At 64.0% G+C, this 24,163-nt stretch carries 20 protein-coding genes; 7 read left to right on the forward strand and 13 right to left on the reverse strand.

What is annotated here, in order from left to right; translation table 11 throughout:
- Positions 1–88 precede the first annotated feature (88 nt).
- From coaD to GJ699_RS05700, 5 genes are all read right to left on the reverse strand, one after another.
- Positions 89–1,234: a pantetheine-phosphate adenylyltransferase gene (gene coaD, locus GJ699_RS05680; protein WP_154373930.1), complete on the reverse strand. Its 1,146-nt coding sequence runs from the start codon at positions 1,232–1,234 to the stop codon at positions 89–91.
- A 32-nt stretch (positions 1,235–1,266) separates the two neighbouring features.
- Positions 1,267–2,643: an ATP-binding protein gene (locus tag GJ699_RS05685; protein WP_229261954.1), complete on the reverse strand. Its 1,377-nt coding sequence runs from the start codon at positions 2,641–2,643 to the stop codon at positions 1,267–1,269.
- Between the two features lie 8 nt (positions 2,644–2,651).
- Positions 2,652–3,311: a response regulator gene (locus tag GJ699_RS05690; protein WP_072781257.1), complete on the reverse strand. Its 660-nt coding sequence runs from the start codon at positions 3,309–3,311 to the stop codon at positions 2,652–2,654.
- 54 nt (positions 3,312–3,365) lie between these two features.
- Positions 3,366–4,868: a Do family serine endopeptidase gene (locus GJ699_RS05695; RefSeq protein ID WP_154373933.1), complete on the reverse strand. Its 1,503-nt coding sequence runs from the start codon at positions 4,866–4,868 to the stop codon at positions 3,366–3,368.
- Between the two features lie 137 nt (positions 4,869–5,005).
- Positions 5,006–5,461, reverse strand: a complete 456-nt coding sequence (locus GJ699_RS05700; protein ID WP_154373935.1) for an Hsp20 family protein — start codon at positions 5,459–5,461, stop codon at positions 5,006–5,008.
- 186 nt (positions 5,462–5,647) lie between these two features.
- On the opposite strand from GJ699_RS05700, the gene GJ699_RS05705 reads away from it, so the two are divergent.
- The 3 genes from GJ699_RS05705 to GJ699_RS05715 all read left to right on the forward strand — a co-directional run bounded on the left by GJ699_RS05705 (position 5,648) and on the right by GJ699_RS05715 (position 8,674).
- On the forward strand, positions 5,648–7,528 hold the full coding sequence (locus GJ699_RS05705; protein WP_154373937.1) for a M61 family metallopeptidase: 1,881 nt from the start codon (positions 5,648–5,650) through the stop codon (positions 7,526–7,528).
- A gap of 165 nt (positions 7,529–7,693) precedes the next feature.
- Positions 7,694–8,317: a glutathione S-transferase family protein gene (locus tag GJ699_RS05710; RefSeq protein WP_154373939.1), complete on the forward strand. Its 624-nt coding sequence runs from the start codon at positions 7,694–7,696 to the stop codon at positions 8,315–8,317.
- An 18-nt stretch (positions 8,318–8,335) separates the two neighbouring features.
- On the forward strand, positions 8,336–8,674 hold the full coding sequence (locus GJ699_RS05715) for a hypothetical protein (RefSeq protein ID WP_154373941.1): 339 nt from the start codon (positions 8,336–8,338) through the stop codon (positions 8,672–8,674).
- A gap of 38 nt (positions 8,675–8,712) precedes the next feature.
- Here GJ699_RS05715 and GJ699_RS05720 read toward each other — a convergent pair whose 3' ends face one another.
- From GJ699_RS05720 to GJ699_RS05735, 4 genes are all read right to left on the reverse strand, one after another.
- The gene (locus tag GJ699_RS05720) at positions 8,713–11,496 is read right to left on the reverse strand and encodes a S8 family serine peptidase (RefSeq protein WP_154373943.1); all 2,784 of its coding nucleotides are present in this window, start codon (positions 11,494–11,496) and stop codon (positions 8,713–8,715) included.
- Between the two features lie 29 nt (positions 11,497–11,525).
- On the reverse strand, positions 11,526–12,005 hold the full coding sequence (locus GJ699_RS05725) for a protease complex subunit PrcB family protein (protein WP_154373945.1): 480 nt from the start codon (positions 12,003–12,005) through the stop codon (positions 11,526–11,528).
- Positions 12,002–12,562, reverse strand: a complete 561-nt coding sequence (locus GJ699_RS05730) for a PEP-CTERM sorting domain-containing protein (RefSeq protein WP_154373947.1) — start codon at positions 12,560–12,562, stop codon at positions 12,002–12,004. Before GJ699_RS05730 ends, GJ699_RS05725 begins: the two co-directional genes overlap by 4 nt.
- Before the next feature lie 101 nt (positions 12,563–12,663).
- On the reverse strand, positions 12,664–13,434 hold the full coding sequence (locus GJ699_RS05735) for an alpha/beta hydrolase family protein (RefSeq protein ID WP_154373949.1): 771 nt from the start codon (positions 13,432–13,434) through the stop codon (positions 12,664–12,666).
- Between the two features lie 13 nt (positions 13,435–13,447).
- Between GJ699_RS05735 and GJ699_RS05740 the strand changes: the two genes are divergently transcribed.
- Complete coding sequence (locus GJ699_RS05740; protein ID WP_154373951.1) at positions 13,448–13,636, forward strand: DUF1653 domain-containing protein; 189 nt, start codon at positions 13,448–13,450, stop codon at positions 13,634–13,636.
- A gap of 27 nt (positions 13,637–13,663) precedes the next feature.
- Here the strand turns inward: GJ699_RS05740 and GJ699_RS05745 are convergent, their stop codons facing one another.
- Both GJ699_RS05745 and imuA read right to left on the reverse strand, forming a co-directional pair.
- Positions 13,664–15,142, reverse strand: coding sequence for a Y-family DNA polymerase (locus tag GJ699_RS05745; RefSeq protein WP_154373953.1), 1,479 nt, complete (start codon positions 15,140–15,142; stop codon positions 13,664–13,666).
- A complete protein-coding gene (gene imuA / locus GJ699_RS05750; protein WP_154373955.1) occupies positions 15,072–15,764 on the reverse strand; it encodes a translesion DNA synthesis-associated protein ImuA in 693 nt (230 codons plus the stop codon). Before imuA ends, GJ699_RS05745 begins: the two co-directional genes overlap by 71 nt.
- 114 nt (positions 15,765–15,878) lie before the next feature.
- Here imuA and GJ699_RS05755 point away from each other — a divergent pair, with 114 nt between their 5' ends.
- Complete coding sequence (locus GJ699_RS05755) at positions 15,879–17,138, forward strand: putative Na+/H+ antiporter (protein ID WP_154373957.1); 1,260 nt, start codon at positions 15,879–15,881, stop codon at positions 17,136–17,138.
- Between the two features lie 10 nt (positions 17,139–17,148).
- On the opposite strand, the gene GJ699_RS05760 is transcribed toward GJ699_RS05755, so the two are convergent.
- Positions 17,149–18,261 (reverse strand): extracellular catalytic domain type 1 short-chain-length polyhydroxyalkanoate depolymerase, encoded by a 1,113-nt coding sequence (locus tag GJ699_RS05760; protein ID WP_195763464.1) that lies wholly within the window; start codon positions 18,259–18,261, stop codon positions 17,149–17,151.
- Between the two features lie 66 nt (positions 18,262–18,327).
- Complete coding sequence (hrpA, locus tag GJ699_RS05765) at positions 18,328–22,458, reverse strand: ATP-dependent RNA helicase HrpA (RefSeq protein ID WP_154373959.1); 4,131 nt, start codon at positions 22,456–22,458, stop codon at positions 18,328–18,330.
- Between the two features lie 56 nt (positions 22,459–22,514).
- Here hrpA and argA point away from each other — a divergent pair, with 56 nt between their 5' ends.
- Entirely contained in the window at positions 22,515–23,825 is a 1,311-nt protein-coding gene (argA, locus tag GJ699_RS05770; RefSeq protein ID WP_154373961.1) for an amino-acid N-acetyltransferase, read from the forward strand.
- A gap of 35 nt (positions 23,826–23,860) precedes the next feature.
- Positions 23,861–24,133 carry an oxidative damage protection protein gene (locus GJ699_RS05775; RefSeq protein ID WP_154373963.1) on the forward strand — a complete coding sequence of 91 codons (273 nt, stop codon included), beginning with the start codon at positions 23,861–23,863 and terminating at the stop codon, positions 24,131–24,133.
- Positions 24,134–24,163: the final 30 nt, after the last annotated feature.

Here is a 24,163-nt window from a genome sequence, read left to right on the forward strand (position 1 = left end):
CGGGGGCTATCCTCCCAAAGCTACACGGGCTCTACCGTAGCGTTCCGCTACGGTAGAGCCCGTGTAGCTTTGGGAGGATTGACCCCGGTTACATGGACAGCCGCTCCATCTCGCGCTGCATGTTGTCGATGGCGCGTTCGTTGTATTGTTCGGCAAAGTAGTCGTTGCGGAACAGCTGGCCGGCCTGGGCCTTGCGCGACAGGTGCGCCAGCGCGCCGCCGCGTTGTTCGCGGTATTTGGCATCCGGCAGGTGGATGTATTCCTGCCGGATCGCGCGCGCGTAGTTCTGGTAGACCTCGTCATCCTGGCCCAGGATCGCCAGGTCGACGCACAGCAGGATGTCTTTCAGCCGGTGCTGGATCGAGGCTTCCTGGAAGTGGTCGGTGGCGCGGATCAGCTCGGCCGCGTCGCCCATTTCCTGCCCCAGATGACTGCCCAGCCACAGCTGCGCGCTGGCTTCTTCGTTGCTCGGCGCCGCCGGGTCGGCGTTGTGGCCGTATTCGGCATCGTGGAACCAGAACGCTTGCTTGATGATGTCGACATCCAGCGGATCGGGCCGGGTGTTGGCGGCCCAGACGCGGATTTCGCACAGGCCGTGCACCAGGTGGTCGAGGTTGTGATAGTGCCGCGCTGGCCCACCGTAAGCAGCCGGTCCGGTCAGTTGGGCAAACCAGTCGTCGGCGTGGGCGATCGCGATCGCGTCGCGGTGGGCGTAATCCCACAGCGTTTCCCATTCCTTGCGCAGCCAGCTCAGCACCCAGGCGTGGTAGGCCGGGCCGGGCACGAATTTCTTCATGATCCAGTTCCAGCCGATCGGCCCTTCCAGCGCTTTGACGAACGAGGAGCTGACCGAGCCCAAATCGCGCGGCGGCATCACGAATACCGTCTTGGCGCCCTGCAGCACGTCGACGTTGGTTTGCTGGATCAGGTTTTCGTAATCGAAGTCGGCGGTGGTGCGAATGCCGCGGATCAGGCAGTGCACGCCCTGCTTCTTGGCGGCACGCGCGGTGTAGTCGCCGCGCACGATCACCACCGACACATTGTCCCAGCCCTGCTCGGCGCAGCTCTTGGCAATGATGTGCTCGCGTTCCTCGGCGCTGAACTTGGGTTTCTTGGCCGAGTTCTCGGAAAGAAACACCACCACCTCGTCCGCCAGCGAACGGGCTTCGTTGATCACCCACATGTGACCGTTGGTGATCGGGTCCAGCGTGCCTGAAAAGCCGATTTTCTGCATGCACCACTCCAGCGCCGTGTTAAAACGGCATTTTAGACTGGAGTGGGCTTGTTAGTCTCTGGAAAATCGACTTGCACTTTAAGCCCCCCCAGCCGCGCCGAGCTGTCCAACGACAGCACGCCGTTGTGGCGCTCGGCGATCGACTGCACGATCGCCATGCCCAGACCGCTACCGCCAGCAGGGCTGCCGGGTACGCGGTAGAAGCGGCTGAACACGCGTTCACGCTCTTCCGGCGGGATGCCGGGACCGGAATCCTCCACGCTCAGCAAGATGCGCGGCTTGGCATTTTTTGTGGCGGCTATGCTACGCCGCACCTCGATATCGACGGTGCCGCCGGCCGGCGTGTACTTGATGGCGTTGTCGATCAGGTTACGCAGCAGGATGATCAACGCGTCCTGCTGGCCGGCCACGCTGACCTCGTCCGCATGGAACAGGCCGAGGTCGATCTGGCGCGCCTGCGCCAGCCCGTTCATGTCGCCCAGCACGCGCTTGACCAGGTCGCTCAGGCTGACAGGCTCCAGTTTGATTTCCTCGATGCCGCCTTCCTGCCGCGCCAGCACCAGCAATTGCTCGACCAACCGGGTGGCGCGCTCGATGCCGCTGGTGACGCGGCCGACGGCGACCTTGCGCGCCGCCTCGTCCGGCGCCCGCTCCAGGCTCAGCACCTGCAGTTTCAGCGCCGCCAGCGGCGTGCGCAGTTCGTGCGCGGCGTCGGCCACGAAGTGCTGCTGCGCCTCGAACGCGGTACGGACCCGCACGAACAGCAGATTCAACTCCTGCACCAGCGGCAGCACTTCATCCGGCAGATCACTTTCCGACACCGGCGACAAATCCTCGGCCTGGCGCGCCGCCACCTGGCGCTTGACGCGCGACACCGGCGCCAGCGAGCCGGACACCACCCACCACACCACCAGCATCAGCACCGGCGCCATCACGGCGATCGGGCCGACCGTGCGCAAGGCCAGCGTGCCGGCCATGCGCTGACGCACCGCCATGTCCTGCGCGATCTGCACGGTCTGATTCGAGGTCTGCACCGAAAACACGCGATACGTCGTGTTGTTGACGCGCACATTGGAAAAGCCCAGCACCGCGCGCTGCGGCAAGGCGGCGCGCGACAGCGAACGGAATACCTGGGCGCCGTCCGGGGTCCACACCTGCACCACCAGATCGTCGTTTTCGGGATCGGCCGCGGTGTCGGCGGCCTTGTTGGTCAGCGTGGCGCTGGAACGCAGCGACATCGCCATCTGCTGCATGTGGTAATCGAAGATCTGGTCGGCGTCGCTGAGCGCGCTGCGATAGGCGACCATGGCCTGCGCCAGCGCGGCCATGGTGATGGCGGCCAGCAGGAACCACAGCAAACGGCCGCGCAATGAGTGGGTGGGAACCGGCACGCGGGGCAGCGGCGGCATCCTCACCTTCATAGTTTCGGCACCATGTAGCCGAGGCCGCGCACGTTCTGGATCAGTTCGGCGCCCAGCTTCTTGCGCAGACCGTGGATGTAAACTTCAACCGCATTGCTGTTGACTTCATCCTTCCAGCTGTACAGCTTTTCTTCCAGCTGATGGCGCGACAGCACGATGCCCGGCCGCGCGATCAGCGCTTCCAGCACCGCCCATTCGCGCGCCGACAGGCTGACCGGCTTGCCGTCGGCGATCACTTCACGGGTTTGTGGATTGACGGTGACGTTGCCGTGTTCGAACACCGGCTCGGCGCGGCCGGCCGAGCGGCGCAGCAAGGCGCGGATGCGGGCCAGCAGCTCATCGAGGTCGTAGGGTTTGAGCACGTAATCGTCGGCGCCGGCGTCGAGACCGGCGATGCGCTGTTCCTTGGCGTCGCGCGCGGTGGCGATCAGCACCGGGGTCAGCTCCTTGCGCAGGCGCATCGAGCGCAGCACGTCGAGACCATCCTTGCGCGGCAGCCCCAGATCCAGCAGCACCAGATCGTAGGTCTGGGTTTGCAGCGCGGTGTCGGCCATATCGCCGTCCTTGACCCAGTCCACCGCGTAGTGCTCGGCCCGCAGCAGATCGAGCACCACTTCGCCTATCATCGTATCGTCTTCTACCAGCAGAAGTCGCATATTGTTTCCTTTCTGTTTTTGTTCAGCGTTCTGCCGGCCGAAGCCAGCTCCCCGTTATCCCAGGCGGACCGGTATGAAGATTTTATCGTCGCCGCGCTGGATCAGCAATGCCACCGACTTGGAGGACTTGCCAACCACCTCGCGCACCTGGTCGATGGTGTTGACCGGACGGCCATTTACCGACAGTAGCACATCACCCGGCTGCACCCCGGCATTGGCGGCGGCGCCACCGGCGTCCTGGATCAGCAAACCGCCGGCGATGCCGGATTCACGCCGTTCGTCCTGGTCCAGCGGACGCAGCGACAAGCCGAGACGCAGCTTGGCGCTGGCCTGGTCGGCCGGCGATGCGTCATCCTGCGCCGCCACCTTGTCCTTGGCGTTGCCCAGCGTGGCGGTGATCTGCACCGGCTTACCCTGGCGCCAGACCTCCAGCGCGATCTTCTCACCCGGCGCCGACAGGCCGACGATGGACGGCAGATCGGCCGAGCTGACGATTTTCTGGCCATTCAGCGAACGAATCACGTCGCCGGCCTTGAGGCCAGCCTTGTCGGCCGGACCACCGCGCTCGACGTTGGAAATCAGCGCCCCTTCCGGCGTCGCCAGGTTGAAGGAATCGGCAAAGCCCTGGTTCACTTCCTGCACCGTCACGCCCAGCTTGGCGTGCACCACCTTGCCGGTGGCGACGATCTGGTTCTTGATCTTGTTGGCCACATCGATCGGAATCGCGAACGACAAGCCCTGATAACCGCCGGTCTGGCTATAAATCTGCGAGTTGATACCGACCACCTCGCCGCGCGTGTTGAACAGCGGACCGCCGGAGTTACCAGGATTGACCGCGACGTCGGTCTGGATAAACGGCACATTACCATCCGGCAGCGAGCGGCCCTTGGCGCTGACCACGCCGGCGGTCACGGTGTTGTCGAGGCCGTATGGCGAGCCGATGGCCAGCACCCATTCACCCACTTTCAGATCGTTACCCTGAGCCAGCGGCACCACTGGCAAGTTCTTGGCGTCGATCTTCAGCACCGCGACATCGCTTTGCGGATCGGAGCCCAACACCTTGGCGCGGAATTCGCGGCGATCGGTCAGCTTGACCACCACCTCGCTGGCGTCACGCACCACGTGCGCATTGGTCAGAATGATGCCATCCGAACTGATGATGAAGCCCGAGCCCAGGCCATGCGTCGGCTGAGCGCGCTGCTGGCGTTGCTGGCCCTGGAAGCGGCGGAAGAATTCGTAGAACGGATCATCGGCATACGGATCGTTGCCGTTGCGGCCTTGCTGGCCATCGACATCGTAGGCGGTCTTGGTCGAGCCGGTGACGTTGATGTTGACCACGGCCGGGCCGTTGTGGGCGACGATGACACTGAAGTCCGGCAGCGCGATGCTCGGAGCGCCAACCGGGACCGGCGCGGCGCTGGCCGGCGCGACGGCGGCGGCAACCGGAGCGGCGGCGGCCACGGCGGCATTCTGTTTGACAGCGACTGCACCGCCGACGCCGATCACGCCCAGGACGGCGACTGCGACGGCTGCGCGTTTGAGAGTAGAGTTGGACATAACGGTCTCCTGAAAGAGGATCTTAGATGTATCCAATATGCAGCTAAAAACTTAGGCACCACTTAACCAAAACAGGCCTTAAAACGCAAAACTGGCCGGATCGACCGGCCAGTTATCAGTACTGCATTAAAGCGGAATTAAGCTGCGGCGCGCTGCTCCAAAGCAGTCACGTTCTCGCCACCATCAATGACGATTTTACGTGGTTTCAGCGCTTCCGGAATCTCACGCACCAGTTCAATGGTGAGCATGCCGTTGTCGAAGCTGGCGCCGGTCACTTTGACGTGGTTGGCCAACTGGAAGCGCTGCTCGAAATCGCGGGCGGCGATGCCGCGGTGCAGATAGGTGCGCTCGGTGGCATCCTTTTGCTTGCGGCCGACCACGGTCAGCGCATCGCGTTCAAAGGTGATGTCGATTTCCGCACGGCTGAAGCCGGCCAGCGCCATCACGATGCGGTATTGGTCATCCGACACCAGCTCGATGTTGTATGGGGGGTAGCTCGGGGTGTCGCTGCGCTGGGCGTCGTTCAGCAATTGTGCCAGACGATCGAAGCCGATAGCGGAACGGTACAGAGGGGTCAGGTCAAAACTACGCATGGTGCATATCCTTTCAAGTTTAAGCGATATCAGTGTGGGGAGCATCCCCGCTCGCGGCCCCCATCTGGGCAACCGCTGAGTCCCATATAAGTCGCCCTGTAGCCCTTTCAAGAGATTTTTTAAAAAAATTTTTCGTTTCCTACGTGCTACACTCAGTCCCTTGTCCAACCGCTTTATCGTTTTATTATGACCCTGACCCGTGCCGTACTTGCCGCCGTGCTGGCTACCGCCTTCAGCGCGCAGGCCGCATCCATCTCCGAGCAGCCCTATCCGGGCACCATCGTGCTGAAAGTGGATGCCACCAACAATGCCCAGCAAATCTTCCGCGTCCAGCAACACATTCCCGCCAAAGCGGGCAAGCTGACGCTGCTGTATCCACAATGGGTGGTGGCCAATCACGGCCCGAGCGGCGCCATCAACCAGTTCGCCGGCTTCAAGGTCAGCAGCGGCGGCAAGGCGCTGGAATGGAAGCGCGATCCGTTGAATGTGTTCGCGTTTAACATCGAGGTGCCGAAAGGCGCGGACGCGGTGGACGTCGCGTTTGACCTGGTTTCGCCGGTGGAAACCAACCAGGGCCGCATCACCTTCACCAACGACATCCTCGGCGTGCAATGGCAATCGCTGGCGCTGTATCCGGCCGGCTACCGCAGCCGCAACATCACGGTGCAGCCCAACCTGACCGTGCCCCACGGCTGGCAGTTCGGCAGCGCGCTGGAAGTGGCGGAACAGCAAGGCGACGCCGTCGCCTTCAAACCGCTGGACCTGGAAACCCTGCTCGATTCGCCGCTGTTTGCCGGCCGCTACTTCCGCCGCATCGACCTCGATCCGGGCGCCAAAATTCCGGTCCACCTGAACCTGGTGGCCGACAGCGCCGAGCAGCTGGAGGCGACGCCGGAACAGATCGCGCCGCATCGCGAACTGATCCAGCAAGCCTACAAGCTGTTCCAGTCACAGCACTACAAGCACTACGACTTCCTGCTGGGCATCAGCGACGAATTTGGCGGCATCGGCCGCGAGCATCATCAGTCGAGCGAGAATGGCGTCAAGCTGGGCTACTTCGCCGAGTGGAAAAAATACGAAGCGCGGCGCGAACTGCTGCCGCACGAATTCACCCACTCGTGGAACGGCAAATTCCGCCGCCCGGACGGCCAGGACGTGCCGAACTTCAACACCGCGCTCGACAACTCGCTGCTGTGGGTGTACGAAGGCCAGACCCAATACTGGGGCGCCGTGCTGGCCGCCCGCTCCGGCCTGATCGCGCCCGAGCATACGCGTGACCAGCTGGCCGCCACCGCCGCCAAGCTGGACAACGTCCAGGGCCGCGCCTGGCGCGCGCTGCAGGACACCACCTACGACCCGATCATCAACGCCCGCCGGCCCCAGGTGTGGAACAACTGGCAGCGTGCCGAGGACTACTACCAGGAAGGCCAACTGATCTGGCTGGACGCCGACACCAAGATCCGCGAACTGTCCAACGGCAAGCGCTCGCTGAACGATTTCGCGCGCGACTTCTTCGGCGTCGACAACGGCGTCAACGTCGCCAAGTTCTACAGCTTCGACGACGTGGTCAAAGCGCTCAACAAAGTGCAGCCCTACGGCTGGGCCGACTTCCTGCGCAGCCGCGTCGACGGCCATGGTCCTGGCGCGCCGCTGGACGGCCTGGCGCGCGCCGGCTGGAAACTGGTCTACAGCGACAAACAGACCGAGTTCCTCAAGGCCCAGGAAGACCTGAGCAAATCGGCCAACTTCCAGTACTCGCTGGGCTTCTCGGTGAGTTCCGAAGGCAAGCTGGAGGCGTTCGTCTGGGACGGCGTCGGCTTCAAGGCCGGCCTGTCCGGCAACACCACGCTGCTGGCGGTGAACGGCCAAGCCTACAAACCGGAACTGCTGCGCACGGCGGTGACGGCGGCCAAGGGCGGCAAAGAGCCGATCAACCTGCTGGTCAAAAAAGGCAACCAGTACCGCACCGTCGCGCTGGACTACCACGACGGCCTGAAGTACCCGCGCCTGGAACGCATCGACGGCACCCCGGACCGGCTGACCGACATCCTCAAGCCACTGCCATAATGCCCAGTTCGTGTCCACTTCGGGGTCAGTTCTAAAATTCGGACATTGCATCGTGCACGAGACAATGTCCATTTTTGGGAACTGCCCCCGAAGTATGAGACATAGCGGGCGCGGCGTTCGCTCCGGATGGATTATGGTTACACCAAATTCATCCGGAGGAACGCCATGCTGACGCTGCATACCTGGACCACGCCCAACGGCCGCAAGATCCCCATTATGCTGGAGGAACTGGGCCTGCCTTATACGATCAAAACGGTTAATCTCGGCAAGAAGGAGCAGTTCGCCCCCGAGTTTCTGAAGCTATCCCCCAACAACAAAATCCCGGCGATGGAAGACGGCGGCCTGACGATCTTCGAAAGCGGCGCCATCCTCACTTATCTGGCCGAGAAGACCGGCAAGCTGCTGCCGCCGAACGGTCCGCAGCGCTACAAGGTGCTGGAATGGCTGCACTGGCAGATCGGCGGCCTCGGCCCAATGCTGGGCCAGGCCGGCTTTTTTGCCGTGCGTTCGGAACAGAAGGCGCCGCTGGCCATTGAGCACTTTCTGAACGAGACCGACCGCCTGCTGGGCGTGATGGATAAGCAGTTGTCGCAGCACACTTATATCGCCGGCGCGGACTACAGCATTGCCGACATCGCCTGCTACCCGTGGGTGATGGCGGCGCTGGACAAGCTCAAGCCCGCCCTCGCCGATAAACTGGACAACAAGCCCCATCTGCAACGCTGGATCAAGACAGTGGGCGAGCGCCCCGCCGTGCAGCGCGGCATGGCCTTGCCCAAAGTGGACTAAGCTGTGTATGCTGCGAATATGAACAATGACACCGATATCCAACTGAGCGGCCCCTTCAAGGCCACCGACGGCTCCGGCCGTGCCCACGACGCCAAGGCGATCCGCATCTTCGACGAAGGTTACGGCGCGATCGAGGTGTATGTGGATTTCAAGGCGCCCATCAGCGGGTTGCACAAGGATCAGGCGCTGATCGCCGCCATCGTCACGCAACTGCGCAGCGTCGGCTACCAGGGCCCGGCGCTGACGGCGGGCGATCCGGTGCTGCAGGAAAGCCGGCTGCTGGTGCTGGACACGCCGGACGAATTCGCCGCCTTTGCCGTCAGCAAGGGCTGGAAAGACCTGTCGGAAGACTTTTAAACAGATCTCGGCACGCTGCTGCGCCAAGGTCGATTGACTTATTTGAAGCGGATGGTGTCGAGCAGGCCGTTGGTGTCGTAGATGCCGTCGCCACGATCGCGCACCCGCAGCCGGTATTTGCCGGCGCCGGCCGTGAGCGGAAACTTCACCGACACCACATTCTTCCAGCCGGTCCAGCCGACCGTGCTGTCGCCCCCGGGGAAGTCGATGCCGCCGATGGCGCTGAAGGCGGAACCGTCCACCGTCTCCAGCGCCACCTGATGCTCGACGCCGTCCGGCGTTTCCAGCGTGACGCGGAAGTCATCGTTGAAGCCGCGCCCCACCCACTCCGGATATTCCTCGGTCACCATGGCATAGCTGAACGACAGCGCCAGCTCAGTGACATCCTGCCGCACGGTGAATTCCTGGTACAGCTCGGACTGCTCCACGGCGGCGTCCGGCCCGGTCGAAGCCATGCCCAGGCGCACACCCTTGACCGGGCTGATCGGCCCCAGCTTGGGCACCGCGCTGCCGGTGCCGCTAATCTTCCAGCCCGACAGGTCATGCTCGAAGCTGCCATTGAACACGGCGTCGAAGGCGTCGACCCGCGGCCCCACCTGCTGATTCAGCGGCAGCGCCGTCTTCAGCAGACGCTCCTCCACCTGGCTGCGCGTCATGCTGGGATTGTTACCCCACACCAGCGCCGCGACCCCGGCCACCAGCGGCGATGCCATCGAGGTGCCGGTCTTGTATTGATAGCCCGAGGCATCGGCAAAGGTTGGCACGGTGGACAGGATGTCGGTGCCCGGCGCGGCGATGTCGACATGGGCGCCGTAGTTGCTGCCGTACTTGGGATCGGCATAGCGCACGTCAGCCGAGGTGGTATTGCCGACGCACAGCACGGTCGGATAGGCACACGGCAGCTTGGGGTCGCTGCTGTTATCGTTGCCCGACGCCGCCACCACCAGCACCCCGGCCGCACTGGCCGCCTCCACCGCCTTCTGATAAGCGGTTTTGAGGCCCAGCAGGTTCAGCGCCGCCTCGAACAAACTCTTGTGCCCCCTCAGGCTCATATTGATGATACGGGCCTGTGACGTCGCCGCCAGGATGCCGGAAATGATCGCCGATTCCGGGCAGCCGCCGACGATGCCCACGCCCGGCACACCAGTCTCGCCGCCGCACACCTTGATCGCCAGTATCTCCGCGTCCCAGGCCATGCCGGCCACGCCGACGCTGTTATGCCCTTTGGCGCCGATGATGCCGGCCACATGGGTGCCATGGCTGTGATCATCCTTCGGATCGGCATCGTTGTTGACGTAGTCATGGCCCAGATGCACCCTCCCGACCAGGTCGGGATGCTGGTAATCGACGCCGGAATCGAGCACCGCCACCACCACACCCTGGCCGCGCGCGATCAGCCAGGCCTCGTCCGCGCGCACCAGCGGCGGCGCATACTGGCTGGCATAACGGCTATCGTTGGGCTTGAACTCGGCCAGCGCGCTCCAGCTGTTGGGCTCGGCCGCCACCACCTGCGGCTGCTGCGCCAGATAGGCCAGCGCCGCCTTGACGCCGGCGATGCCCTGGCACGGGATGCCGATCTGGTAGGCGTTGATCAACGGCTCGACACCCCACACGTGGCCGCTGACGCCAGCCACCGCCGCGTCGATCGCCGCCAGCGTGGCATCGGCGCGGAACTGCACGATCACCTGGTCGCACTGCAACTGCACACCGGTTTCCGCCTCCACCACCGAAGCCGCCGGGTTGGCTGGCACGAAGCTGATGTGGTAGGGCAGCGACGGCAGACTCACCACTGGTGATTCCACCGGTGTGCCGGAGGCGAACACCGCCACCGCCTTGAAGTAGCGCAGGCTGCCAGCGGGACCGGCTTGCAGCGTGGGCTGCGTGGTGTAGGTCTGGTCGTCCGCCGCCAGGTCGGCCTGGGCGCCATCGTCCAGCATGGCGCCCTGCTCGTGCAGGATGACGCCGGTGGCATTGGTTTCGTACAGCGTGACGCTGACCGGCAGCGTCGGCCCCATGGTGTAGCCAGCGCCAAACACGATGGCGCCACTGGTGCCGGTTTCGATGCCGCCCGGATAAGCGGTCAGTCCCAGCTGGCCGGCGCCGTTGGCAGGCAGCACGTGAATCAGCATGGTCGCGCTGGCCTGGTCGCTGGCACCGCCGGCATTCAGCGTGCCATCCAGCTTGACGGTGTAGTCGCCGGGTTGCAGCGCGGTGAAAGTATCCTGCACCAGGAAGGTCTGCATCGATTGCGTGCTGGAATAGCCGCCGGGATTCAGATCGGTCACCAGCGACAGCCCGCCGGCCGGCGTCAGCGATTGCACCGCAGTGATATTGCCACTGCCGCCGGCCTGCTTGGACATCTGCAGGATGAAGGCGGACGATACCGTTTCCCCCTGCAGCAAGGTGATTTCCTGCTGGCCAGCAGTGATCTGCAAGTCCAGCGCCGGCAGCACCTGCAGCGGTAGCGTCTCCGATTGCAGGCGCCGCGCCACGCCGGTGTAGGCAGCCGAGGCGCGGAACTGGTATTCGCCGTTGCTGGCGGCGGGCACGCTCAGCGTCAGCGTGTAGAGGTTATCGTTGGCCAAGGCATCGCCGGCCAGGCCGTCGTCATGCATGGTGCCGACCACGCCGTAGACGCCATTCACGGCGCGCAGCAAACGCACACTGCTTTTGATCAGACCCGGCTCCGCCGGCAGGCTGGCGACGAAGGTGACACTGGTCGGCGTGTTGGCGAACACCGCATTGGGTGTCGCCGTGAAGCTGGTGAATTCGGCGTGCGCCAGCACAGGCAGCAGCGCCAGTAACAAAGTGAAGAATTTCATGACAAGCTCCCGATACGGGTAAGGTGAATTTAGCGGCAAGCGCCTTTGCCACTGATGCCGTCCTGCCGCACCCAGCGCAGCGGCGGCGCGGTCTTGGCGATCAGCCGGCTAGCGTACGGCGAGGTGACCACGGCCAGCTGCGCGGTATCCGATGCCGGACGGCACACCAGCACCGTCACGCGCGCGCCGTGGGCCGTGCTTACAACCGGGCCAATGCGCACCGCGTAACCACCGCTGCCCTGATTGCCCAGCAAGACCACCAGCACGTCGTGTCGGCGGAAATCGACCGCAGGCGCGCTGCCGTCCGTCGCGAAACGCGTCCAGAATGCCTGCCACTGTTGCGCGTCGTGGAAGTGAAGTTGCTGGGCCTGCGGATTCAGCAGCACCAACTGGTGGGCGATGGCTTTGAAGTCCTGGTCGAACTGGCCACCATCATCCGGCTGCGCCAGCAGCGCTAAGGGCTGCGTCAGCGCCAGCAAGGCCGAGACACTGAACAGTTGGCGCTTCATGATTGCCGCCTGCGCGATATCGCCGCGCCCAGGCCGCCCAGCAGCATCAGCGCCAGCACGCCTGGCTCCGGCAGCGCGGCCACACCAATTTGCAGATCATCCAGCGTGAACGCGGTGCCGCCTTGCGCGCTGATCACCAGCGAGGACAGGTCGGCCTGCGTGGTAGTGAACAGATAGTGCGATCCAAGGTTGGAGATCGATGGCGTATCAACGCTGAACAGCAGGTTCAGCGCGCTGTCGTAGCCGCTGAAGTTCAGCGTGCTGGCGTAAGTGAAGTAAGCGGACAGCTGATCAACCGGCGCGTCGGTGGTGATGGTGAGCACGCCCGACAGCGCGGCCAGCACGTTCTGGCCAGACACCGGCGGGAAGTCGATGTCGTTGAGACCAACGCCGGCGGTCAGCACCGTGCCGCCGGAAAAGGCGACGTCGGGCACTTCCGTGCTGACGGCATAGCTGTCGGTGAACTGTTCGAAATCGATGGGCGCGGCCTGCGCCCACGAGCTGAACAGCAAGAGCGCCAATGCCCATGCGGCAACTGGCATCGAGGGGATTTTCATGACGACTCCTTTGAGAGCGGGGGTATCCGCCCTCGAGCAATCGTCATGCCACAGCCGTGCGCCACTATGAAGAGGGCCGCGCCAAGCGCGGCCACTGTCAATTATTCCGACACCGGGAATAGGTAACGGTCGGCCCAGGCCGCTATCAGGTTGGCGACATAGGCCGCATCCTCGCGTCCGGTCAGCAGATGGTTCGCATCGTCCAGCGAGACAAAACTTTTCGGATGCCTGGCGGCGGTGAAGATCTCCATCGCGTTGCTAATGGCCACCGTGTCGTCGCCTGGCGCGTGCATCACCAGCAGCGCGCGCTTGAGGCCGGCGATCTTCTGTTTGAGATTATGGCCGCCGGCATCGTCAACGAACTGCTGCTTGATGCGGAACGGCCGCCCGGCCAGTAGTACCTCGGCCTCGCCGTCGCGCGCGATCTGTTCCAGATGCTCGCTGAACATGCCGGTCACGAACACTGGCGAGCTGGGCGCGGCGATGGTCACCACCGCTTTGACTTCCGGCACCTGCTCGGCCGCCGCCAGCGCCGCCGCGCCGCCCAGGCTGTGGCCGATCAGCAGACTTGGCGCTTGCCAGCTTTCGCGCATACAATCGGCGGCCGCCACCAGATCGGCCAGATTGGAGGAGAAATTGGTGTTGGCAAATTCGCCCTCACTAGCGCCGAGTCCGGTAAAGTCGAAGCGCAGCACGGCGATACCATGCTCGGTCAGCGTTTGCGCGATGCGACGCGCGGCCAGCACGTCCTTGCCGCAGGTGAAGCAGTGGGCGAACAGCGCGTAGGTCTTGATCTCGCCATCCGGCGCATCCAGGCGCGCCGACAGCTTGTGGCCATGCGCGCCGATAAATTCTTGTCGTTGTGATTTCATAAGGAAACAGTAAATGCGTTACCAGCACTATAAAGGCGGTCTCTACGAATTGGTGTGCGAAGCCACACTGGAGTCCGACCTCAGCCCCATGATTGTATATCGCGCCGCCAACGGCACCATCTGGTGCCGTCCACGCGACGTGTTCTTCGAGCTGGTGGAGGTGGATGGCAAACAGGTGCAGCGCTTCACGCCGCTAGACTGAGACCAGGCCCGAGCGGCGATTGCCAGTCTAGCCGAAAAAACCATGCAGATACCAACGCGTTTCCGGTACCGGCTTGCTGGTGTCGCGCTCCTTGTAGAGCCAGTAATAGGCATGGTCGTCGCCCTGTGCCATCACGTAATCGCGGCGCTGCATCTCGCCCCACCAGCCGGCCTCGATGCGCTCGCCGGTGGAGCGGATGCGCAGCGGCGAGCCGTAATACGGCCGATGGTCGCGCAGCAATAGTTGCACCGGCTTGGCCAGCAACCAGGTCGGACGCGGCAAGCTGCCCAGGTCCGGCGGCAGTTGCGCGCGCGCGTCGGCCGGACGGATTTTTTCCTGGATGCTGACCCACGCATTGGCCTGCTCCGGACGATAATCGGCACGCGGCGCCGCTTGTAGCACATTGTCCGCGCCCAGCCGCGCCGACAGCACTTCCAGCAGACGCTGCCAATCCTCCTTGCTGCCGCCCGGCTCGGGGAACAGCGACTCGCTGGGCGGCGCCATCGGCTGCACCTGCGGCGCCTCCAGACACAGACCGATCACAGGCGCATCCAGCTCCTGCTTGGCCAACCGCTCTTTCAACAGCCGCACCAGATGCGCATCTTTCCAGGTCGGCTCCGCCAGCACCACTTCGATGACGGTGGGCGGCCCGGCACTGCGGCCGCGCTCATGTTCCAGCAGCAGGTGGATGCGCTCCACCGCCAGCTGATGCGCACTCAGCCAGCCGGTCAGCTGCAGCAACAAACGATGCGCCCCAAACAGCAGCGCCTCGGCGTTTTCGACGCGGTCGAACAACTCCAGCCGGGCGCGGAAGCTGGCCGGCGCCTGCAGCCATTGGTGCAGTTCGGGACGGGCGCCATGGGCATCGTCCAGCATATCCAGCAAGGCGCGGCCGCAACGGCGTTGCAGGCCGGGACGCGGCAGCCGCCGCAACTGCTCCAGCGTGAAGCAGCCTATGCCTTCCATCCAGTCCAGATAAGCGCGCGCCGGCGGCAACAGACCGACCGGCAGCAGCGCCAGCCGACGCTCCAGCGTCGCCATCTTCAAAGCACGGCCGCCACCGCTGCGCGCCAGCAGCCAGGCGCCGCGCGCGGTGGGTGCGCAGCTGAGGCTGCCGGTAAAGCCCAGCGCACGCACGCTGCGCGCCACCAGCCGACACAGCGCGCGAATGCCGCCGAACAGACGCAAGCTGGCACCGATATCCAGCAGCAACGTGGCTTCCTCGGCCTCGGCCAGCTGCGGCGTGAATTGCAGCAGTGCCAAAGCGGTCGCCTGCATCGCCTCCGCTTCCAGCTGCGGTGCGCGCTGCTGGAACTGAGCCTGCGGCGCCAGCATGATGGCGCCGCCGCGCCGCATGCCCAGCTGCACGCCAGCCGCCCGCGCGCTGTCCGCCATCGCCGCTACCCGCTCCTGTTCCAGCACCACGGTGCAGTTGTCATCCGACCAGCGCGGGCAAAATACTTCGAGCGGGAGCCTCGGCAGGTGTAGAGCTATCCAGAGACGCATGACGTTGCAACAGAGCGGGGGTTAAGGGAAGGAACAGCGGAACATCGCGCTGAGGTCCTCGTCGTTTGATAAAGCCGATATCCAGGCCGCCCGCCACCGGTCTGAGCGACAGCCGCAACGGCGCCGGTGAAGCGTCCTGCGCCGCCGCCAGCGGCCGCAACATGCAGAACAACGTCTCGCCACTTTGCGCCGCCAGATGCAAGCGCCGCAACGTTTCGCCGCGCGCCTGTTTTTGCCACATCAGCAGCGCGCCGCAACAACCGCTGCGCAGGATCTGCTCGGCGGCCCACAGCGCATCGCTGGCCTTGGCGCCGCTGCGCACCCACAGCAGTTGCGACGGCTCCAGCCCCAGCGCGGCCAATGCCAGCGCCTGTGGTTCGTGCGGCGGTTGCAGCAGCACGATGGGACGCTTGCCGAGCGCCGTCAACGCCGGCTGCAACAGGCGCAGCTCACCGATGCCGTGTTGCTGCACCAGCAAATCGACCAACGTGCCCAGCGGCCAGCCGTCACCCGGCAGCTGCGCCGACAGCGCGGCAAAGCCGGTGTCCAGGCAGCGCGTGGCGTTCTGGGCGAGCTGGTCCGCCCGCCACAGTGACGGATGCAGGGTTTCAGGAAGTGTCATGGCATTTTACCGCAAATACTGTATAAATACACAGTACTTCACATACCGTATTTTGGCAAGGTTTATCTGCTCTGCGGTACCATGGCACTCAGCGCATTAGTCAAAAGGCATACTTTGCAAACCATACACATCATCGGCGCCGCCCTGTTCGGTCTGGCGCTGCTGCACACCTTCGCCGCCAAATCCTTCGAGGTGCTGGCGCACCGCCATCCACGTCATGCTGGCCTGTTCCACCTGCTGGGCGAGGTCGAGGTGGTGTTCGGCTTCTGGGCCTTCATCCTGATGGGCGCGCTGGCCGTGCTCAACGGCGGCCAGGCGGCGATTGCCTATGCCGAATCTCGGCAGTACACCGAGCCGCTGTTTGTGTTTGTGGTGATGGTGGTAGCGGCCTCACGGCCGGTGATGGAGATCGTGCAGCGCACGCTGCTGGCGTTGGCGCGACGCATGCCGATGCCGGCCGAACTGGCGCTGGTGTGGTTCGGCATGGCGCTGGTGCCGCTGACCGGCTCGCTGATCACCGAACCGGCGGCGATGACGCTGGCGGCGCTGATGCTGGCACCACTGGTGTTCCGCGACGGCATACCGGAGTGGAAAAAATACGCGGCACTGGGCGTACTGTTTGTCAACGTCTCGATCGGCGGCCTGCTGACCTCCTACGCCGCGCCGCCGGTGCTGATGGTGGCCGCCACCTGGGACTGGAACACGGCCCACATGGCCGCGCAGTTTGGCTGGAAGGCGACGCTGGCGGTACTGTTCAATGCCAGCGCCATCAGCTACGTGCTGCGTCAGCATCTGCGCGCGCCGGCCCGCAGCGACAGCACCGAGACCGACAATACGCCCGCCATACCGCTGGCCGTCACCGCCATCCATCTGGCGTTTCTGGCGGCGGTGGTGGTGCTCGGCCATCATCCGGTGCTGTTCATGGGCGTATTCATGCTGTTCCTGGGCTTCACCCAGGCATACCAGCGTTATCAGCATCCCTTGATCATCAAGGAAGGCTTGCTGGTCGGCTTCTTCCTGGCCGGGCTGGTGGTGCTGGGCGGGATGCAGCAATGGTGGTTGCAGCCTATCGTCGAAAGCCTGCCGCCGCTGGCCCTGTTCTTCGGCGCGATGAGCCTGACCGCCATCACCGACAACGCCGCCCTTACCTATCTGGGCTCGCTGATCGAAACCATCACGCCAGCCTCGCAATACATGCTGGTGGCGGGCGCCGTCACCGGCGGCGGCCTGACGGTGATCGCCAACGCGCCCAATCCGGCCGGCGCCGCGCTGCTGCGGCGCGGCTTCCACGACCAATCGATCAGCGCCCTTGGCCTGCTGGCCGGCGCCCTGCCCCCAACCGCCATCGCCGCGCTGGCCTTCCTGCTGCTCTGACCTGGCATCGTTAAGTCCGGCGGTGGCGGTTGAAGAATTCGAGCAGCATTTTGCTGGCGTTGGGGCCGGCGTGGTCGTTGAAGGCGAGTGTGGAATCGCCGCCGCTCCAGGCGTGTTGCAGCTTGTCGATCTGGGCGACGCGCAGCATCAGCTTGCGGCCGTCGTAGTAGTCGTGCAGGCTGTAATGCCGCTTGCGCGTGATCTTGGGTGGACCGGCGAGATGATTCAGCAGCAGGCTTTGGCGCGTCAATTGGATCTGGTTGATGGGGCGTACCACGTCGTCGTTCTGGCCCTGCACCAGAATCGCCGGCATGCCAGGAAACTGCGGCTGGCGTTGCAGGATCTCGTGCACCGCGAGGTCGGCGCGCATGCCGCCGGCGCCATGCTGCATCACGCCCAGCGCGCCCAAGGTGTTGTGACCCGCACCAAACACCGGCCCGGAATGCAGGCCCACCGCCGCAAACAGGCGCGGATGATTCAGCGCCAGGATGTTGGCCATGCCGGCACCTGCCGACAGACCCGCTACAAATATCCGCGAACGGTCGATCGCGCACTGCGTCAGCACTTTGTTGATGATGCCGATGATGGTGGGCACATCGCCGCCGCCCTGCTGCGTGGCGCGCTCGTACCACTTCCAGCAGCGCTGCGCATGACTGCTGACCAGCTGCTGCGGATACAGCACGGCATAGCCCATCTGCTCGGCCAGCAAATTCATGCGCGTGCCTTGCGCGAACTGGGTCGCGGTTTGCTGACAGCCGTGCAGCATCACCAGCAGCGGCAGGCCTTTGCTGGCCGCGCGTTCGGTGAGCTGGTTGGGCAGATAAAGCCAGAAGTTCATGCGCTGCCCGGACGCGGTGGGCACGTATGACGACAACCACTTGCCCGGCGCGACACCGGATGGCGCGGCGGCCGATGCCACTGGCTTCGCGACGGCGGGCCGGCTGCGCGTGGACGCGCGCGGCTTCCTGACAACGCTGCCGACAGCGGATTTTGCGGTGAGCTTGACCACCGCCGCCTTGGGTTTGCGTCTGGGCTTCGGTGGCGCGGTGGCGGCGGCGAACAGCTTCGCCGTGCGCGTGCCGGCACGAATCAAACTACGCAGCAGCTTGCCGGTTTTGGCCATCGCAACATCCCCCTGTTGCAAAACAGTCTACCGGAAAGCCGCCGCGCACTGCGTTCGGCAGCCCGCTTAACGCAGCATGGACTCCCACACTTTTTGCAGACGCTTGGCCGATACCGGCATCGGCGTGCGCAATTCCTGCGCATACAGCGACACCCGCAACTCCTCCAGCATCCAGCGGAATTCCACCATTTTCGGATCGGTGTTCTTGCCGGCCGATTTGTCGCGGCTCGCGCGCAGATACGCTGCCGCGGCCTGCTGCCACTCGCCCATCAGTTTCGTATCGCGGGACGGATCGCCGCGCAGCTTTTCAATCCGCACGTTCATCGCTTTCAGATAGCGCGGGAAGTGCGCCAGCTGGCTGTACTCGTTCTCCAGCAAGAAGCGCTTGTGCACCAGTCCTTGCAGCTGCTGCTGCATGTCCTGCGCCGCCTGTTGCGGCAAGCCTTGCAGACGTTTCGGCAGGCCGTGGAATTCAGTCAGCACCTGAGACAGCAGACGCGCGATCTCGTTCACCAGCAGTACCAGGCGCGATTTTCCTTCGTCCTTGCGCTTGGTGAAAGTGGCGGCGTCGATCGGCAGCGGGTCTTGCAGACAGGCGATGTCCAATGCCTTGTTGATGATCTGTTCGCGCAGTTCTTCCTGCGTGCCCATGCTCATGAACTGCATGCCCATTTGCTGCAGATTGGGGATGCTCTTTTCGATGAATTTGATCTGGTCCTTCATCTGCAGTGCGAACAGACGACGCAGGCCGACGCGGTGGGTGCGCGCGGCGACGTTCGGATCGTCGAATACTTCGAGGTCGCAGTGCGTGCCTTTGTCCACCAGCGCGGGGAAGCCGATCAGCGTCAGCTTGCCCTGGGCGATTTCCAGCAGCTCCGGCAGTTCGCCGAAGGTCCAGGAGGTCAGATTGGTCAGCGTGATGTTGTTGGCCGGCGCGTCCACCGCAGCAGCCTTCCCGCCGGCGCTGCCAGCGGCCGGCGTTGCGGAGCCGCGAGCAGTGCCCACGGCAGTAGCCGCGCCGCCGCTGGCCGGCATCACTGCGCGCGCGGCGACGGTGGCTTGTGGGCCGGAGGCTTCCGCCATCTTCTGGAAGCTTTCACGCGCCTGCGTGCCGTACTCCGCCTGCAAGGTGGCGAGGTTGCGGCCCATGTCCAGCTGGCGGCCATGCTCGTCGATCACCTTGAAGTTCATGAAGTGGTGCGCCGGCAGCGTCTCCGGCTTGAAGTCGGTGGTCAGCGGCGTCACCGTGATCTGAGCGCGGATGTCGGCGATGATGGCGTCAACCAGCTCACCACGGCCAAACGCATGCTTCGCTTCGATCCGCTCGCAGAACTTGGCCGCGTAATCCGGCAGTGGCACGCAGTGACGGCGCAGCTTCTGTGGCAGGGATTTCAGCAGCAGATGCACCTTCTCCTTCAACATGCCCGGTACCAGCCATTCGCAGCGCTCGCGCGACAGCTGGTTCAGCGCATACAGCGGCACCGCCAGCGTCACGCCATCGCGCACGCTGCCTGGTTCGAAGTGATAGGTCAGCACCAGCTCCAGGCCGGCCGCGTTCATCTTCTTCGGGAACAAATCGGTGGTGACGCCGGCCGCCTCATGCCGCATCAGCTCATCGCGGTTCAAGTACAGCAGCTTCGGTTCACTGGACGTCACATCCTTGTGCCACTTCTCGAAACCGGCGCCGTTCACCACGTCGGCCGGAATCAGCTTGTCGTAGAAGGCCGCGATCAGTTCATCGTCCACCAGCACGTCCTGACGGCGCGACTTGTGTTCGAGGTTCTCGATCTCTTTAATCAGCTTGTGATTGTGGGCGAAGAACGGCGCGCGCGTCTCGTAATCGCCGCCCACCAGCGCATCGCGGATGAAAATTTCGCGCGCCTCGGCCGGGTTGAACAAGCCGTAGTTGATGCGGCGCTGGCTGTACACCACCAACCCGTACAAGGTGGCGCGCTCGGACGCGGTGACTTGCGCCGAACGTTTTTCCCAGCGCGGCTCGCCCCACGATTTTTTCAGCAAATGGCCGCCGACCTTTTCCAGCCACTCCGGCTGGATCTGCGCGATGCAACGCGCATACAGGCGCGTGGTGTCCACCAGCTCCGCCGCCATGATCCACTTGCCCGGCTTTTTGCTCAGCGAGGAACCCGGCCAGATATTGAACTTGATGCCGCGCGCGCCCAGGAAGCCAGGATCGTCTTCCATCTTGAAGCCGATATTACCCAGCAGGCCAGTCAGCAGCGCCAGATGCAGGTTCTCGTAGGTCGCCGGCGTGTCGTTCAGGCGCCAGCCCTGTTCCTTGACGATGGTCAGCAGCTGCGAATGGACGTCGCGCCATTCGCGCAGACGCAGTTGCGACAGGAAGTTGGTGCGGCAGTTGTCCTGCAGCTGGCGGTTGGTCTTCTTGTGCTCAATCGCGTTTTCGAACCAGTTCCAGATCTTGATATAGCTGAGGAATTCGGACTTCTCGTCAGCGAACTTCTTGTGCGCCTCGTCGGCCGCCTGCTGGTGCTCCATCGGCCGGTCGCGCGGGTCCTGCACCGACAGCGCGGAGGCGATAATCAGCACTTCGTTCAGGCAGACGTTGTCCAACGCGGCCAGGATCATGCGGCCGACGCGCGGGTCCAGCGGCAGCTTGGCCAGCTTCTTGCCAAGTGGCGTGATCTGGTTGTATTCGTCGACCGCGCCCAGTTCCTGCAGCAGCTGATAGCCGTCGGCGATGGCGCGCGCCAGCGGCGGTTCGATGAAGGGGAAGGTCTCCACATCAGCCAGATGCAGGGTCTTCATGCGCAGGATGACGGAGGCCAGCGACGAGCGCAGAATCTCCGGTTCGGTAAACTTTGGACGCTGCAGGAAGTCCTGCTCTTCATACAAACGGATGCAAACGCCATCGGCCACCCGGCCGCAACGGCCGGCGCGCTGGTTGGCGGCCGATTGCGCGATCGGTTCGATCTGCAGCTGTTCGACCTTGTTGCGGTAGCTGTAGCGCTTGACGCGCGCCAGGCCGGCGTCCACCACGTAGCGGATGCCGGGCACGGTCAGCGAGGTTTCGGCGACGTTGGTGGCCAAGACGATGCGGCGCGCGTTGGTGGTCTTGAACACGCGCTCCTGCTCTTCGGCCGACAGGCGGGCGAACAACGGCAGGATTTCGACGTGCGGCGGATGATGTTTGCGCAGTGCTTCGGCGGCGTCGCGGATTTCGCGTTCGCCGGGCAGGAACACCAGCACGTCGCCGGAGCCGATGCGGCTCAGTTCATCGACAGCGTCAACCACGGCGTCCATCAGGTCGCGCTTCTCGCGTGCGGCGGCGGTGCGGGCGCCCTTGCCTTCGGCGTTGGCGATGGCGACCGCGTTGCCGCCAGGGTTGGCGCGGTTCACCACGTCGCTTTCGATCGGGCGATAGCGCACTTCCACCTTGTACAGGCGGCCGGAGACTTCGATCACCGGCGCCGGCTTCTCGGGCGTGCCAAAGTGGCGCGCGAAGCGGTCGGCATCGATCGTCGCCGAGGTGATGATGATCTTCAGGTCGGGACGGCGCGGCAGCAGCTGCTTCAGGTAGCCGAGCAGGAAGTCGATGTTCAGGCTGCGTTCGTGGGCCTCGTCGATGATGATGGTGTCGTAGGCTTTGAGCAGCGGGTCGCTTTGCGTTTCAGTCAACAGGATACCGTCGGTCATCAGCTTGACCGAGGCGCCTTTTTGCAGGGTGTCGGCAAACCGCACCTTGAAGCCAACGTGTTCGCCCAGCGGCGAGCCCAGTTCAACCGCGATGCGCTTGGCGGTGGACGAGGCGGCGATACGGCGCGGCTGGGTGTGGCCGATCAGCCCCTTCTGGCCACGGCCCAGCTCCAGACAAATTTTCGGCAACTGGGTGGTTTTGCCGGAGCCGGTTTCGCCGGAGACGATGATGACCTGGTTGTTCAGCAGCGCCTGCGCGATTTCGTGGCGGCGGCCGGACACCGGCAGATCTTCAGGGAAGGTAATCGGCGGCAGCGGGTTGCGGAACGCCCGTTCGGCCTCGCGCGCCGCCTGCTCCTCCGGCGTCAGACGCGGCCGGGCGTCGCGGCGCGGGCCACGCTGGCCAGCCTCGCCCTCGCCACGCGGGGCGCGGGGCGGACGGGCATCGGCGCCGGGCGCGGGGCGGTTGGCAGCGGTTTGAGGGCTGGAAGACGATTTTTGTGGCTTGTTGCTGGCTTCTGACATTGTTTTTTACAAAGGTATTTGGCGCGGACGTCGCGCCCCGAATTATAATGCGGCTAATGGAAAACCCTACCCAATTCGTCCAATGGCTGCGTTCCGTCGCACCCTACATCCACGCCTTCCGTGGCAAAACCTTCGTGGTCGCCTTCCCAGGTGAACTGGTGGCGGCCGGCGCTTTGCCGGTGCTGGCGCACGATCTCTCGCTGCTGCACGCGCTCGACATCAACGTCACCGTGGTCTACGGCTCGCGGCCGCAGGTGGCGGAACAACTGGCGCTGCGTAACGTCGAAGGCCGCTTCCACAACGGCGTGCGCATCACCGACACCGCCGCCATGGAATGCGCCAAGGAAGCCGCCGGCGAACTGCGCCTCGACATCGAGGCCGCGTTCAGCCAGGGCTTGCCGAACACGCCGATGTCCAACGCGGCGATCCGCATCATTTCCGGCAACTTCATCACCGCCCGCCCGCTCGGCGTGATCGACGGCGTCGACCTTGAACTGACCGGCGTCACCCGCAAGGTGGACGCTGAAACCATCCACTCCATCCTCGGCTCGGACGGCCTGGTGCTGCTGTCGCCGCTGGGCTTCTCGCCCACCGGCGAAGCCTTCAACCTGACCATGGAAGACGTGGCCTGCAGCGCCGCCATCGCGCTGCACGCGGACAAACTGATCTTCATCACCGAGACCCCGCTGATGACCGACGCCGGCGGCACCGAAATCCGCGAACTGTCGTCGCACCAGGCCGAAGCCGTGCTGCAGGCCGGCTTCCTGCCCGACGCCACCGCGTTCTACCTGAAGCACTGCGTCAAAGCCTGCGACAACGGCGTCGAACGCTCGCACATCGTGTCCTTCAACATGGACGGCTCGGCGCTGCTGGAGCTGTTCACCCACGATGGCGTCGGCACCATGATCTCGCACGAGAACCTAGAATCGCTGCGTACCGCCACCATTGAAGACGTCGGCGGCATCATCAAACTGATCGAACCGCTGGAAGCCGACGGCACGCTGGTCAAGCGCGGCCGCGAACTGATCGAACGCGAAATCGACCTGTTCTCGGTCATCGAGCACGATGGCGTGATCTTCGGCTGCGCCGCGCTGTACCCGTTCCCGGAACAGAAAATGGCGGAAATGGCTTGCCTGACGGTTAACCCTGAAGTCCAGGGCCAGGGCGATGGCGACCGCATCCTCAAACACATGGAGAACCGCGCCCGCGCCATGGGCCTGCAAAAACTGTTCGTGCTGACCACCCGCACCGCGCACTGGTTCATCAAGCGCGGCTTCCATCCGGCCACGGTGGACGCCCTGCCGAAGGACCGTCAGCGCATGTATAACTGGCAGCGCAAATCCCAGGTTCTGATTAAAACCTTATAATTCACGTTTTACATACCGCTTTAGGAGCACCCGAGATGGCCCGCACCGTTCAATGCATTAAACTCAACAAGGAAGCCGAGGGCTTGGATTTCCCGCCGTATCCTGGCGAACTGGGTAAGAAGATCTACGAACAGGTTTCCAAGGAAGCCTGGGCACAATGGCTGAAGCATCAGACCATGCTGGTCAACGAAAACCGCCTGAATCTGGCCGACCAGCGCGCCCGTAAATACCTGGCGACGCAGATGGAAAAACACTTCTTCGGCGACGGCGCCGATGCGGCACAAGGTTACGTGCCGCCAGCCGAGTAAGCTGCTGCCGCTCCCCGGTGCGCCGGGGAG

Origin of the sequence: Duganella guangzhouensis (assembly GCF_009674535.1) — a bacterium.
In the GTDB taxonomy this organism is placed as follows: domain Bacteria; phylum Pseudomonadota; class Gammaproteobacteria; order Burkholderiales; family Burkholderiaceae_D; genus Rugamonas; species Rugamonas guangzhouensis.

What these genes read in the sequence shown, in the direction of transcription:
- GJ699_RS05690 (WP_072781257.1), bottom strand. Translation starts at nt 3,311, where the DNA reads ATGCGACTTCTGCTGGTAGAAGACGATACGATGATAGGCGAAGTGGTG.
- GJ699_RS05760 (WP_195763464.1), bottom strand. Translation starts at nt 18,261, where the DNA reads ATGGCCAAAACCGGCAAGCTGCTGCGTAGTTTGATTCGTGCCGGCACG.
- imuA (WP_154373955.1), bottom strand. Translation starts at nt 15,764, where the DNA reads ATGACACTTCCTGAAACCCTGCATCCGTCACTGTGGCGGGCGGACCAG.
- GJ699_RS05695 (WP_154373933.1), bottom strand. Translation starts at nt 4,868, where the DNA reads ATGTCCAACTCTACTCTCAAACGCGCAGCCGTCGCAGTCGCCGTCCTG.
- GJ699_RS05745 (WP_154373953.1), bottom strand. Translation starts at nt 15,142, where the DNA reads ATGCGTCTCTGGATAGCTCTACACCTGCCGAGGCTCCCGCTCGAAGTA.
- GJ699_RS05700 (WP_154373935.1), bottom strand. Translation starts at nt 5,461, where the DNA reads ATGCGTAGTTTTGACCTGACCCCTCTGTACCGTTCCGCTATCGGCTTC.
- GJ699_RS05735 (WP_154373949.1), bottom strand. Translation starts at nt 13,434, where the DNA reads ATGAAATCACAACGACAAGAATTTATCGGCGCGCATGGCCACAAGCTG.
- GJ699_RS05740 (WP_154373951.1), top strand. Translation starts at nt 13,448, where the DNA reads ATGCGTTACCAGCACTATAAAGGCGGTCTCTACGAATTGGTGTGCGAA.
- GJ699_RS05725 (WP_154373945.1), bottom strand. Translation starts at nt 12,005, where the DNA reads ATGAAGCGCCAACTGTTCAGTGTCTCGGCCTTGCTGGCGCTGACGCAG.
- hrpA (WP_154373959.1), bottom strand. Translation starts at nt 22,458, where the DNA reads ATGTCAGAAGCCAGCAACAAGCCACAAAAATCGTCTTCCAGCCCTCAA.
- GJ699_RS05775 (WP_154373963.1), top strand. Translation starts at nt 23,861, where the DNA reads ATGGCCCGCACCGTTCAATGCATTAAACTCAACAAGGAAGCCGAGGGC.
- GJ699_RS05705 (WP_154373937.1), top strand. Translation starts at nt 5,648, where the DNA reads ATGACCCTGACCCGTGCCGTACTTGCCGCCGTGCTGGCTACCGCCTTC.
- argA (WP_154373961.1), top strand. Translation starts at nt 22,515, where the DNA reads ATGGAAAACCCTACCCAATTCGTCCAATGGCTGCGTTCCGTCGCACCC.
- GJ699_RS05715 (WP_154373941.1), top strand. Translation starts at nt 8,336, where the DNA reads ATGAACAATGACACCGATATCCAACTGAGCGGCCCCTTCAAGGCCACC.
- coaD (WP_154373930.1), bottom strand. Translation starts at nt 1,234, where the DNA reads ATGCAGAAAATCGGCTTTTCAGGCACGCTGGACCCGATCACCAACGGT.
- GJ699_RS05685 (WP_229261954.1), bottom strand. Translation starts at nt 2,643, where the DNA reads ATGCCGCCGCTGCCCCGCGTGCCGGTTCCCACCCACTCATTGCGCGGC.
- GJ699_RS05730 (WP_154373947.1), bottom strand. Translation starts at nt 12,562, where the DNA reads ATGAAAATCCCCTCGATGCCAGTTGCCGCATGGGCATTGGCGCTCTTG.
- GJ699_RS05720 (WP_154373943.1), bottom strand. Translation starts at nt 11,496, where the DNA reads ATGAAATTCTTCACTTTGTTACTGGCGCTGCTGCCTGTGCTGGCGCAC.
- GJ699_RS05710 (WP_154373939.1), top strand. Translation starts at nt 7,694, where the DNA reads ATGCTGACGCTGCATACCTGGACCACGCCCAACGGCCGCAAGATCCCC.